This is a genomic window from Streptomyces sp. NRRL S-118 (assembly GCF_000716335.1).
In the GTDB taxonomy this organism is placed as follows: Bacteria; Actinomycetota; Actinomycetes; order Streptomycetales; family Streptomycetaceae; genus Streptomyces.
Map to the genome: position 1 here is coordinate 1 of NZ_KL591004.1, position 12,382 is coordinate 12,382.

Here is a 12,382-nt window from a genome sequence, read left to right on the forward strand (position 1 = left end):
GGGGGCGGGAGCGAGCACCGGGGCCGGGGCGGGGGCCGGGGGCGCCGTCGCCGAGGGGCTGGGCGTACCCGCGAAGGCCGGGATCGCGGCGGCGGTGGCCGTGGCGGCGGCCGCCGGGCTGGTGTGGGCGTTCGCGGGCGACCCCCGGCCGGTACCGCCCGAGCCGCAGGCGAGGCCGCCGCGGGCCGAGCCCGCCGTACCGCGGGAGGAACCGCCGGGCCCGGCCGGGCCTGCCTCTTCCCCGACGCCGACCGCGGCACCGGCCGCTGCGCCGCCCGCTCCGAGCCGCAGCCCGGCCCCGTCCCGGACACCGGCGCCCTCGACCACCCCGGCGGAGGCTCCCGCACCTCCGCCCGCACCGGCGCCCACCCCCACCCGGAGGCCGGCACCACCACCCGCACCGGCACCGACCTCCGCGACGGCTCCGCCGCCCCCGCCCGCCACGTACCAGCTCAACACGTTGCGGTACGGCCTGTTCGGCGACCACACCGCTCCCGAGGTGCGGCTGCACGAGTCCGGCTGGCTGTGGCAGCGCTGGGGCATGTCGATCGGCGGTGAACGGTACGGGCACGGCGTCACCGTGCACGCGACGTCGTCCGTCACCATCGACCTGAACCGCCGGTGCTCCACGTACGACGCGTTCGTCGGCGTGGACGACCTGGCGCTGGGGCTGGGCGGGGCGCGGTTCTCCGTGTACGGGGACGGGGGCGCGCGGCTGTGGCGGTCGCCGGTGGTGCGCGGCGGCGACGCGGCGGTGCCGGCTCACGTGGGGATCGCCGGTCACCGCACGATCCGGCTGGTCGTGGAGCCGCACACGGCGGCGCCCCTCGGCCGGACGGCCCCGGTCGGCTGGGCGGAGGCGCGGATCGGCTGCGGCTGAACCGCCGCGCCGGAAGCGAGCCGACACGAGCCGAGCACGAGCCGAGCGGGAGCCGAGCATGTACGGGTCGGGGGGCTCCGCGGGTCGGCGGGCTCCCCAAGTCGGGGGGTGTCTCGTCGATCAGGCCGGACCGGTGAGCGGCGTCCGGCGCATGGGATCTCCCCGGGCCCGGCAGGGTCGAGGGGACGCATCGCACGGGCGGAGGCGGCAGTCCACGGGGAGCGTCGACGACCGACGACAACGCGGCGAGGCGCGGTGCCGGGCGTCGCGAGCCCGGCATGACCGACGAGAGATCCCCTAGGAGGAGCGCAGCGTCGGGCGCGGTGGGACGCCCGTGGCGACCGCGCGCTGGCGCGGGGCCGCGGTGCCGGTCCAGCAGGTGCCCCGGCGGGCGAGCAGGCGCCGCAGCCACAGCTCGGTGGAGACGAGGTCGGCCAGGCCGTCCAGGGGCAGCGGCTCGCCCTCCGACGCCGCCCGCAGGGCCTTGCGGACGACCCGGGCCTCGATCAGCCCCGCGTCGGCGAGAAGCGGCGCGTCGAAGAGGGCCATCAGCTGCGGCAGCGCCAGGCGGAGTCCCGCGCGGGTGGCGGCGGCCGACGACGCGTGGGAGGGCGCGCCCCAGCCGGGCGGGAGGTCGTGGATGCCGGCGCCGGCGAGCACCGCGCGGAGGATCGCGGCCCGGGCCCCGGGCTGGACGCGCAGCGACTCGGGCAGGTCCCGGCAGGCCCGTACGACCTGGTTGTCGAGGAAGGGCGCGTGGAGCCGCTGGCTGCGGATCTCGGCGGCCTGCTCCCGGATGCGGTGGTCCGCCGCGTGCCGGGCCAGGGCGGCGCGCGCGCGTGCCTCGCCCGGGCGCTGGACGGATGTCGGGCGGGTCGCCGCCTGGCCCAGGCGAACCGATACTTCGGCGAGCGCCTCGCCGGTCAGCCAGCGGGCGGCGGGGCCCGGGCGCGACCAGGTGAGCGCGGAGAGGGAGGCGTCCAGGGGCCCCGGCACCGGCGGGGCCGTGCGGTTGGCCGCCAGCAGACGGTCGGCGGCCGTCTCCAGGCCCGTCCGGTACGGCGTGCGGGCCAGCCGGCGGGCCGCCCGGTAGACGGTCAGCGGCACCAGCAGGGAGCCCGCCGACGGGCCGGTGGCCTTGGCGAGGGCGGTGACCGGGCGCAGGAGGTGCCGGCGGCGGCGGTCCATCAGGAGGTCGGCCAGGCGCGCGGGGTGGGCGTCCAGGACCTGCCGGGCGCCGTGCCCGGTGAAGTGGTCGGCGCTGCCCGCGGCGAGACGCCGCCGGTGCCGCTCGGCCGCCACCAGGGAAGGGCCCGGTTCGTCGGTGAGGGGGCCTTCCAGCGTGGCGTACGGGAGTGCCTCCTCGCCCGCGGCGACCACGACGTGGTGCAGCCGCGGATCCTCGGCGAGGAGCCGGGCCCGCTCCAGCTCGTCGTCCTGCCCGCCGGTGGCCAGGTCGTTGAAGGTGACCGCGAGGAGCCGCTCGCCCGCGCCCGTGCCGTGGCCCAGGACGGTGCCGGGCGCGCCGGGCAGTCCCGCCGCGAGCAGGGCGAGCGTGCTGGACGCGCTGCCCCCGGAGAGGTCGGCGCCGATCCCGGGGGCGGGTGCCCCGCGTGCGGCGCGGCGTTCGGCGGGGCCCATCCCTGGGACGGGCCCCGGGTCGGACGGCAGGGTGTCGGGAGCGTGGCGGGGCGCGGTGAGCCGGGCCCGTACCGCGTCGACGAGTGCGTCGCGCACGCCCTCCACCGCCCGGTCCGGGTCGATCCGCGGTCCGGCGACGGCGAGCGAGGCGACGGGTTCGTACCCGGTGATCTCGCGGGAGCCCTCGCGCAGCACGAGCGCGTGCCCGGGCGGGACGCGTTTGACCCCGACGTACGGGGTGGAGTCGCGCAGCGCCTCCGGCGTTTCGGGGCAGGCGAGGAGCGCCGCGAGGTGACCGATGTCGAGCTGGGCCTCGATGAGGTCGGCGAGCGGCAGCGCGGCGGTCGCGTACGCCGTGCCGTTCGCCCACGGGGTGTGGAAGACCGGCCGCGCCCCGGCCAGGTCGCCGGCGACGATGATGCGCCGCCCGGTCTGGACGACGGCGGTGTAGCTGCCCGGCCAGGCGGTGAGGTGCCGCATCGCGCCGCCACGTGCCGCGAACAGGCCGACCCTCAGCTCCTCGTCGCTCGCGGCGCAGCAGCCCAGGACCGCGAGGCGGGTGATGGGGTCCACGGTGACGACGCGCACCTCGTCCGGGCGCCAGTCGCCCACCGCCCACAGCGGATCCGGGTCACCCCACAGGAGTTGGGCGCCGACCGGGTGCACGGTGCGCCCGTCGTCGTCGGAACCGACCGCCCCCGCCGTACCGAAGCTCGCGGCGATACTGCTCCATCCCACCAGCCACCGCATCGCCGCCTCCACCGCCTGTGGACAACCTCAGCCTTCGATGAAGGACATGCTGCCACGACAACGGCGCACAGGAGGGCTCCCGGGACGCGCGTACAAAAGAGGAACGCGCCCCTGGCATTGGCCATATGACGACGGTTCGACCGGCCGAACGATGGGCATCATTCAGCCAATCTGGGCCGACCCGATGGACGTTCACGACCTCCAGCCCGGGAGGCGCCCTTCGCCTCCCGGACCGGTCCGCCGCCCGCGGGGATTGAGGCGGCGGTGTCCCCCAGCCCACTGGTTCCAGTACGCAGTGGGCCGACCCACGCAGGACTCATGGAAGCGCTCCCCCGACCGGCCGGGCCAGAGCGCACGGACGGGCGCACGGCCACACGGCCGGAGCACGGGGCGGGGCGGCGGGCGCGCGCCCGTGGCGCGACATCCGCCCGTACGGGCAACAATCTCGCCATACGGAACACCGCCTCTTAACGGTCGGGATCCGGCGAACTACGCTGGGTTTACGAATGCCGCGCGCCTATGCCTGGCGCCGTGGCGGCCGTCTGGGTGTCGAGGGGTGGCGCATGTCCAGGGAGCAACGCGGGCCGAACGAGAAGCTCGGCACCGTTCTCGCCCTCGCGGGAATAAGCAACGCCGGCCTCGCCCGGCGGGTCAACGACCTCGGAGCGCAGCGGGGACTGACGCTCCGGTACGACAAGACGTCGGTGGCCAGGTGGGTTTCGAAGGGCATGGTGCCGCAGGGCGCCGCGCCGCACCTGATCGCGGCCGCGATCGGGCAGAAGCTCGGCCGCCCGGTGCCGCTGCACGAGATCGGCCTGGCGGACGCGGACCCGGCACCGGAGGTCGGACTGGCCTTCCCGCGCGACGTGGGCGAGGCCGTGAAGTCGGCGACGGAGCTGTACCGGCTGGATCTGGCCGGGCGGCGGGCGGGCGGCGGCGGGATCTGGCAGTCCCTGGCCGGTTCGTTCGCGGTCAGCGCGTACGCGACGCCCGCGTCCCGCTGGCTCATCACCCCGGCCGACTCGTCGGTGGAGCGCTCGGTGCCCGCCGGGGAGGCGCAGGACGGGGCGGCGCCCGCCCGCGTCGGCCACAGCGACGTGGCGAAGCTGCGCGAGGCCGCCGAGGACGCGCGGCGCTGGGACTCCAAGTACGGCGGCGGCGACTGGCGTTCGTCGATGGTGCCGGAGTGCCTCCGGGTCGACGCGGCGCCGCTGCTGCTGGCGTCGTACTCCGACGAGGTGGGCCGGGCGCTGTTCGGGGCGACCGCCGAACTGACCCGGCTGGCCGGCTGGATGGCGTTCGACACGGGCCAGCAGGAGGCGGCGCAGCGGTACTACATCCAGGCGCTGCGGCTCGCGCGGGCCGCCGCCGACGTGCCGCTGGGCGGGTACGTGCTGGCGTCGATGTCGCTGCAGGCCACCTACCGGGGCTTCGCCGACGAGGGCGTGGACCTGGCGCAGGCGGCCCTGGAGCGCAACCGGGGGCTGGCCACGGCGCGCACCATGTCGTTCTTCCGGCTGGTGGAGGCGCGCGCGCACGCCAAGGCGGGTGACGCGGCGGCCGCCGGGGCGGCGCTCAAGGCGGCCGAGGGGTGGCTGGAGCGGTCGCGGGAGGGCGACGCCGACCCCACCTGGCTGGGCTTCTACTCGTACGACCGGTTCTGCGCGGACGCCGCCGAGTGCTACCGGGACCTGAAGGCCCCGCGGCAGGTGCGCAGGTTCACCGAGCAGGCGCTGTCGCGGCCGACGGAGGAGTACGTCCGCTCGCACGGCCTGCGGCTGGTGGTGAGCGCCGTGGCCGAGCTGGAGTCCGGGAACCTGGACGCGGCCTGCGCGGCGGGCACGCGCGCGGTGGAGGTGGCCGGGCGCATATCGTCGGCGCGTACGACGGAGTACGTCCGGGACCTGCTGCACCGGCTGGAGGCGTACGGCGACGAGCCGCGCGTGGTGGAGCTGCGCGAGCGCGCGCGGCCGCTGCTCATGGCTCCGGCGTGAGCGCTGGTGGCGGCGCGGCCCCCGGCGCCCGCGGGGCGTCCGGCGGCGGCGCCGGTCGTGCATGCCCGCGGCGGGGTGGCCGCCGCGGGCGACGTGACCTTCGCCTCCTCAGGTTTGCGCGCATTGTCAGTGGGCCAGTGCACTATCTGGGGTGGGAGGTGGCACGGTGTCCGCGTACGGCAGTGAGGGTTCGGCCCGGTTCGACTGTGACGTGCTCGTGATCGGCGGCGGGATCGTGGGCCTGTCGACGGCGTACGCGATCACGCGCGCCGCGCCCGGGACGCGCGTGATGGTGCTGGAGAAGGAGTCCGGCCCCGCCCGCCACCAGACCGGGCGGAACAGCGGCGTGATCCACAGCGGCATCTACTACCGCCCCGGCTCGCTCAAGGCGCGGTACGCGGTGCGCGGGGCGGCCGAGATGGTCAAGTTCTGCGCCGAGTACGGCCTGCCGTACGAGGTCACGGGCAAGCTCATCGTCGCCACCGAGCGGGACGAGCTGCCGCGGCTGCACGCGCTGGTCCAGCGCGGCCGGGAGAACGGCATCCCGGTGCGGGAGCTGGGCCCGGCACAGATCACCGAGTACGAGCCGCAGGTGCAGGGCCTCGCCGCGATCCACGTCGGCACGACCGGTGTGTGCGACTACGGGGCGGTGGCGGCGCAGCTCGCGGAGTCCTCCGGAGCCGAGATCCGCTACGGCGCGGAGGTCGCCGCCGTGGACCGGCGCCCGTGGGGCGTCGCCGTGCGGACGGCGGCCGGGGCGGTCGTCCGCGCCCGGGCGCTGGTGAACTGCGCGGGGCTGCACTGCGACCGGATCGCCCGGCTGGCGGGCGACGAGCCGGGCGTGCGGATCGTGCCCTTCCGGGGCGAGTACTACGAGCTCGAGCGGCCCGAGCTGGTGCGGGGCCTGGTGTATCCGGTTCCGGACCCGGCGTTCCCGTTCCTCGGGGTGCACCTGACCCGGGGCATCGACGGCGGCGTCCACGTCGGGCCGAACGCGGTCCCGGCGCTGGCCCGCGAGGGGTACGGCTGGTCCACGGTCCACCCGCGCGAACTGGCCGGCACCCTCGCGTGGCCCGGCTCCTGGCGGATCGCCCGCCGCCACTGGCGGTACGGCGCCGGCGAGCTGCACCGGTCCGCCTCCAAGCGCGCCTTCACGGAGGCGGTGCGGCGCCTGCTCCCCGCCGTCGAGGCGCGCGACCTGCACCGCGCCCCGGCGGGCGTGCGCGCCCAGGCCGTCCTGCGCGACGGCACGCTGGTCGACGACTTCCTGATCCACGAGGCGCCGCGCACGGTCCACGTCCTGAACGCCCCGTCCCCGGCGGCGACCGCCTCACTGCCGATCGGCCGCGAGGTGGCCCGGCGCGCGCTGGCGCACCTGGAGTAGAGCGGCCGGGGGCCCGCCCCACCGCGGTCCTCAGGTGGTTATCACCGCGGTCCTCACGGCTGCCGCGGCGCGCGGACCCGGCCTTGCCCCTCACCGCGATCCTCACCGCGGTCCTCACGGCTGCCGCCGGGCCGTCCTCGCCCCTCACCCGTACCGGCCCTCGCCCTGCCCCTGGCAGTCCTCGGGCCTGCCGCCGCGCCGACCGGGGGCCGTAGAATCGGGGCATTGTGTCTGAGATCCGAGAATCCGCCGCGTCCCACCGGCCCAAGGGTGCGCCCCGCTTCCCCGAGGGCCCCGCGCCCGACCCCGCCGGGTCGCACTTCGAGCGGCGGATCCGCAGCTTCCAGCCCCGGCGCAGCCGCGTCACCCCCGGACAGGCCGACGCCCTGCGGCGGCTGTGGGGCAGCTGGGGGCTGGACATCGACGGGCAGCGCGTCCTCGACACCGACGAGATGTTCGGCGGGCTGCCGGTCGTGCTGGAGATCGGTTTCGGGATGGGCGAGGCCACCGCGCAGATGGCCGCCGACGACCCGGCGACCGGCATCCTCGCGGTCGACGTGCACACGCCCGGCCAGGGCAATCTCTTGGCGCTGGCGGACAAGGCCGGCCTGACGAACGTGCGGGTGGCCAACGGTGACGCGATCATCCTGCTGCGCGAGATGCTGGCGCCCGACGCCCTCGACGGCGTGCGCGTCTACTTCCCGGACCCCTGGCCCAAGAAGCGGCACCACAAGCGACGGCTGATCCAGCCCGAGTTCCTGACTCTGGTCGCGTCCCGCATGAAGCCCGGGGCCGTCCTGCACTGCGCCACCGACTGGGAGCCGTACGCCGAGCAGATGCTGGACGTGCTGAGCGCCCACCCGGACTTCGAGAACACGCAGCCCGACGGCGGATACGCGCCACGGCCCGCGTTCCGGCCGCTGACCCGTTTCGAGGGCCAGGGCCTGGACAAGGGGCACGTGGTGCACGACCTGCTCTTCCGGCGCCTGCCCCGAGCGTGACCATCCCGTCGCGTGCTGTCAGTGGTCCTCGTTAGTGTCGTTGTGTGACCCACTCGTTCCCGCGCCCCGCACCGCACCCGCCCGTCCCGGCGTACCGCAGCGACCCGGCGTTCGATGCCGTGCCGGAGCGCGCCCGGCACCGCTACCGGCCCCGGCGGCTGTGGCGCAGCCGGGTGGTGCGGCTGGGCACGGTGTTCACCCTGCTCGCACTGTGCGGGCTGGTGATCCTCGCGCTGGTGCGGGAGCAGACCGGCACCGAGGGGTTCCTCGTGGGCCTCGGGCTCGCCATGCTGCCCGTACCGCTGCTGCTGGGGGCGTTCCGCTGGCTGGACCGGGTGGATCCGGGCCCGTGGCGGAACCTGATCTTCGCCTTCTCCTGGGGTGCCTGCGCCGCCGCGCTCGTCGCGATCATCGCGAACACCTTCGCGCACCGCTGGATAGCCACCGCCACCGCCGACCCCTCGGCTGCGGACACGCTCGGGGCGACCGTCATAGCGCCGGTCGTCGAGGAGAGCGCCAAGGCCGCGGGCGTGCTGTTGCTCTTCCTCTTCCGCCGGCGGGACTTCGGCGGGATCGTCGACGGCGTGGTCATCGCCGGCTTCACCGCGACCGGCTTCGCCTTCACCGAGAACATCCTGTACCTGGGCAACGCCTTCGGTGAGGACCAGCAGATCGGGACGTCGGGCTTCGCGTCCGTCACCGCGGCGACCTTCTTCGTACGGATCGTGATGTCGCCGTTCGCGCATCCCCTGTTCACCGTGCTGACGGGAATCGGGTGCGGCATCGCGGCCCTCACCGCGCGCCGCAAGCGTGTCCGCCGCGCCGCTCTGCCGCTGCTCGGGCTGGTGCTGGCGATGGGCGTGCACGCACTGTGGAACGGCTCGGCGGCCCTGGGCCCGTGGGGGTTCTACGCCGTGTACGGGATGTTCATGGTGCCCGCGTTCGGGCTGCTCACCTGGCTGGCGATCTGGACGCGGCAGCGGGAGCTGCGCACCGTATCCGGCGAGCTGCCCGCGTACGCGGCGGCGGGCTGGCTCTCACCCGCCGAGCCGCTCGCCCTGTCCTCCATGCGGGCGCGCGGCCTGGCCCGGTCGTACGCGGCACGCTCCTTCGGCCCGACGGCGGCGCGCGCGGTGGGCGAGTACGAGTCGTTCGCGACGTCGCTGGCGTTCCTGCGCCACCGGGCCCGCCGGGGAGCGGCGGACCCGGACTTCGTCGCCCGTGAGCAGGAACTGCTGTTCCACCTGTGGCAGCGCAAGGAGGTGGCCGGTCCGGCCCTCACGTACGCGGCGCGGGCGACGGGCCGGGTGTGGACGCCGCCTCCCCACCGGGACTACGCCGGCTACAACCCGTACCGGTCATGACCCCGCGGGGCCCGCACGGTTCGTCACCGCCGCGGCCGTACCGGTCCCGGTATCACCCACAGCCCGTACTGGCCCCGACATCGCCCACCGCCCGTACCGGTCCCGACATCGCCCACAGCCGTACCGGCCCCGGAGACGACCACGGCGCCTACCGGTCCCGAGACGGTCCACGGCGCGCCTACCGGTCCTGGGGACCGCCGGCGGCCGGCTCCTCCGTGGCGGAGGCCTCGGTGAGCGCCGCCAGCTCGTCCTGCGTCAGCTCCAGGCCGGCGGCCGCGAGCAGCGGGGGCAGTTGCTCGACGGTGCGCGCGGAGGCGAGCGGCGCGGCGACGGTCGGCCGGGCGAGCAGCCACGCCAGGGCCACGGTCGCGACCTCGACGCCGCGCCCCTCGGCGACGGCGTCCAGCGCGGCGAGGACCGCACGGCCCCGCGCGGTCTCCAGGTGCTTGCCCGCACCCGCCGCCCGCGCGCTGTCGACGTCCGTGCCCGGACGGTACTTGCCGGTGAGGAACCCGGAGGCGAGCGCCCAGTAGGGCACGGCGGACAGCCCCGCCCGCTCGGCGGTGTCCCGCAGCGGTCCCTCGTAGGTGTCACGGGAGACGAGGCTGTAGTGCGGCTGGAGCGCGACGTACGAGGCGAGGCCCTCGCGGGCGGAGAAGTCCAGTGCCTCCTGGAGCCGTCCGGCGGAGATGTTGGACGCGGCGATCGCACGGACCTTGCCGTCCCGGACGAGCCGGTCCAGCGCGGGGACGAACTCCTCGACGGGCACGCTCGGGTCGTCGTAGTGCGTGTAGTACAGGTCGATGTAGTCGGTGCGCAGCCGGCGCAGGGACTCCTCGGCCGCCGCCTTGATGTTCGACGGGGCGAGACCCTTGTACCGCGGGTGGGAGCCGACCTTGGTGGCGATGAGGACGTCGGACCGGTTCGCGCGGGCGGCCAGCCAGTCGCCGATCACGGTTTCGGACTCGCCGCCCTGGTGACCCGGGGCCCAGGACGAGTACGCGTCGGCGGTGTCGATGAAGTTGCCGCCGGCGGCCGTGTAGGCGTCGAGGACGGCGAAGGACTGCGCGGCGTCCGCGGTCCAGCCGAAGACGTTACCTCCGAGCCCGAGGGGGAAGACGTGGAGGTCGGAGGTGCCCAAGGTGCGAAGTGAGGTCATGCGTGGCTCAACGCCCCTCGAAGAGGCGGCTATTCCGGCCGTCGTGCGCCCGGGTGCGGACGGCCGGCGGCCCCGGAGCGGGAGCAGCCGGCAGCCCTGGCGTCGGGGGGTGCACCGCCAGGACTGCCGGGGTCTTGCGGGACGTCCGGCTCCTCGGAGCCTCGGCCTCCGTGTGCCCGCACGGACGACCCCAGCGCAGATGATCCCCGCGCGGACGATGGCCGCGCGGACGCGGGCGGGATCAGACGGTCAGGCCCTTGCCGCGCAGCCACGCCAGCGGGTCGATGCCTTCGCCGCTCGCCGTGTGCACTTCCAGGTGCAGGTGCGGACCGGTCACGTTGCCGGTGGCGCCGACGCGGCCGATCGTCTCGCCGGTGGCGACCTTCTGGCCGGCGCCGACCGTCATGGAGGAGAGGTGGCAGTACCAGACCTCGGTGCCGTCCTCGAGCTCCAGGACGATCCGGTAGCCGTACGAACCGGACCAGCCGGCCGACTTGACGGTGCCGCCGTGCACGGCCTTGGCCGGCGTGCCCGTCGGGGCCGCGAGGTCGAGGCCGGTGTGGTAGCCGGAGGACCACATCGAGCCGGCCTGGCCGTAGGTCGAGGTGATCGTGTACGAGGAGGTCGGCAGCGCGTAGCTCGCGGCGAGCTCGGCCAGCCGCTCGGCCTCCGCCTTGGCGGCGGCTTCGGCCTCGGCCTTCGCCTGCGCTTCGGCGGCCGCCTTCTCCGCTTCCTTCTCCGCGGCGGTCTGCTGGGCAGTGGCCGCGGCGGCGGCCTGCTCGGCGGCCGCCTTCTCGGCCGCGGCCTTCGCCGCGGCGTCGGCGGACGCCTGCTGCTGCTCGGCCTGCTGGAGGATGCGGGCGCGCAGCGCCTCGCCCGCGTTCGCGCCGCTGTCGGCCTGGTCGCCGGTGCCGTCGTCGGCGGTGAGCGAGACGGCGGTGAGCGGCGCCGCGTTCACCGGAGCGTCGCCCGAGGTGTCGCCGTCGTCGTCGGACATCAGGGCGCCGATACCGGGCATGGACTCGGCGTCCGGCAGGCTGTCGGCGATCGCGCCCGGCAGGTCGGGCAGGGATATGGAGACCGGGGGCTTGTCCTGCGCGGTGGCCATGCCGCCCGCGCCGACCGCCGCGATGACGCCCACGCCGAGGACGGTGGAGCTGCGGGCCAGCCCGCCGCGCTGCTTCACGACCCGGTGGCGGCCCCGGACCGGACGGACGGTGTCCTCGGTCGGGTTCCACTCCTCCCACGCACCGTCCGCGGGAGCACCGGAACCGAACGAAGCGGCGGCGTAGGGGGCCGAGGGGGCCGGGGGAGCCGACGGCGCTTCGGGGGCAGGCCTGTTGGACGCCACGGGGGCGCACTCCTTTCCTTCCTTCTCGCCTACCGGGTTAGCTGACGGGTTCGGAGCAGGAAGGTCTCCTACGGACCGGTGATCCGGCCCGATTCACCCCAAGTGGTGGTTCCCCGGTTCCCTTGCGGAATTCGGCGCGCGCGCACGGTGCCGTCGCTCTTGCGTCGGCTGGGACGACCGCGCTGCGTTATCGAACGTTAATAGACGCGAGGGTGTGTTTCCAAGCTGTTCCTACTGATCATTAACTCCGTCCGGCCGGACGTACCGCCCCACAAACGGGCACATGCGGCAACTTGACTGCCCCTCAGCCCCCGCACGCCTCATCACACTTTCTGACTCTACGTCAAATGTTTTGCACAGCGGCATGCGCCGATCACGCTCGGTGTTCGGCGGCGTGCGTCGGCGGCCTGTTCACCGCCAGCACCAGGGCCGTCCGGGCGGTGAGGAAGGGCACGGCGATGACCGGTGCGGCGGCGAACAGCGGCACGGGGCGGTGAACGCGGGCGCGGTGGCCAGGTCGTACCCGATCCCGCCGACGATCATGAGGACGGGCACCGCCCTGAGGAAACGCCGCACCCGCGCCCGCCGCGGAGTACCCAGGTGGTGTCCGCCGTCGCGCCTCTCATGCCGGTGCCGCGGTTGTCGCCCACGGCTACGGACGGCAGGCGGGGCAGCACACGCCGGCCGGAGCCGCGCCGCACCGCCGCACCGCCGTACGCCATCGGCCGACCGGGCGAGCGTCCGACCGGGCAAGCGGGGAAGCGGGCAAGGGCGAGCAGCGAGCGCTCCTCGGCCCCGGGAACGGCGAAGACCCGGTGCACAAGGCACCGGGTCTTCGCCGTATCAGTAGCGGGGACA

The 12,382-nt window shown here is 75.3% G+C and carries 8 protein-coding genes, 1 pseudogene and 1 riboswitch; of the genes and pseudogenes, 5 read left to right on the forward strand and 4 right to left on the reverse strand.

The window, feature by feature from the left end; translation table 11 throughout:
• Positions 1–456, reverse strand: a pseudogene (locus IH00_RS45235) (hypothetical protein); the annotation flags it as partial.
• A gap of 4 nt (positions 457–460) precedes the next feature.
• Between IH00_RS45235 and IH00_RS45240 the strand changes: the two are divergent.
• Positions 461–880 (forward strand): NPCBM/NEW2 domain-containing protein, encoded by a 420-nt coding sequence (locus IH00_RS45240; protein ID WP_052411295.1) that lies wholly within the window; start codon positions 461–463, stop codon positions 878–880.
• Between the two features lie 297 nt (positions 881–1,177).
• Here IH00_RS45240 and IH00_RS0109285 read toward each other — a convergent pair whose 3' ends face one another.
• Positions 1,178–3,271: an asparagine synthase-related protein gene (locus tag IH00_RS0109285; protein WP_031071565.1), complete on the reverse strand. Its 2,094-nt coding sequence runs from the start codon at positions 3,269–3,271 to the stop codon at positions 1,178–1,180.
• A 563-nt stretch (positions 3,272–3,834) separates the two neighbouring features.
• Between IH00_RS0109285 and IH00_RS0109290 the strand changes: the two genes are divergently transcribed.
• From IH00_RS0109290 to IH00_RS0109305, 4 genes are all read left to right on the forward strand, one after another.
• Complete coding sequence (locus IH00_RS0109290; protein ID WP_031071568.1) at positions 3,835–5,265, forward strand: NsdA family TPR-like regulatory protein; 1,431 nt, start codon at positions 3,835–3,837, stop codon at positions 5,263–5,265.
• A gap of 151 nt (positions 5,266–5,416) precedes the next feature.
• Complete coding sequence (gene lhgO / locus IH00_RS0109295) at positions 5,417–6,649, forward strand: L-2-hydroxyglutarate oxidase (RefSeq protein ID WP_234334807.1); 1,233 nt, start codon at positions 5,417–5,419, stop codon at positions 6,647–6,649.
• A 227-nt stretch (positions 6,650–6,876) separates the two neighbouring features.
• Positions 6,877–7,650, forward strand: coding sequence for a tRNA (guanosine(46)-N7)-methyltransferase TrmB (trmB, locus tag IH00_RS0109300; RefSeq protein ID WP_031071572.1), 774 nt, complete (start codon positions 6,877–6,879; stop codon positions 7,648–7,650).
• A 44-nt stretch (positions 7,651–7,694) separates the two neighbouring features.
• The gene (locus IH00_RS0109305) at positions 7,695–9,014 is read left to right on the forward strand and encodes a PrsW family intramembrane metalloprotease (RefSeq protein ID WP_031071574.1); all 1,320 of its coding nucleotides are present in this window, start codon (positions 7,695–7,697) and stop codon (positions 9,012–9,014) included.
• 178 nt (positions 9,015–9,192) lie between these two features.
• Here the strand turns inward: IH00_RS0109305 and IH00_RS0109310 are convergent, their stop codons facing one another.
• Both IH00_RS0109310 and IH00_RS0109315 read right to left on the reverse strand, forming a co-directional pair.
• A complete protein-coding gene (locus IH00_RS0109310; protein WP_052411296.1) occupies positions 9,193–10,173 on the reverse strand; it encodes an aldo/keto reductase in 981 nt (326 codons plus the stop codon).
• Positions 10,174–10,414: 241 nt separating this feature from the next.
• On the reverse strand, positions 10,415–11,524 hold the full coding sequence (locus tag IH00_RS0109315) for a M23 family metallopeptidase (protein ID WP_031071577.1): 1,110 nt from the start codon (positions 11,522–11,524) through the stop codon (positions 10,415–10,417).
• Between the two features lie 11 nt (positions 11,525–11,535).
• Positions 11,536–11,671: riboswitch (cyclic di-AMP (ydaO/yuaA leader) on the reverse strand.
• Between the last annotated feature and the right edge of the window lie 711 nt (positions 11,672–12,382).

Coding starts and splice junctions, on each gene's coding strand:
- IH00_RS0109290 (WP_031071568.1), top strand. CDS start 3,835: ATGTCCAGGGAGCAACGCGGGCCGAACGAGAAGCTCGGCACCGTTCTC.
- IH00_RS0109285 (WP_031071565.1), bottom strand. CDS start 3,271: ATGCGGTGGCTGGTGGGATGGAGCAGTATCGCCGCGAGCTTCGGTACG.
- IH00_RS0109310 (WP_052411296.1), bottom strand. CDS start 10,173: ATGACCTCACTTCGCACCTTGGGCACCTCCGACCTCCACGTCTTCCCC.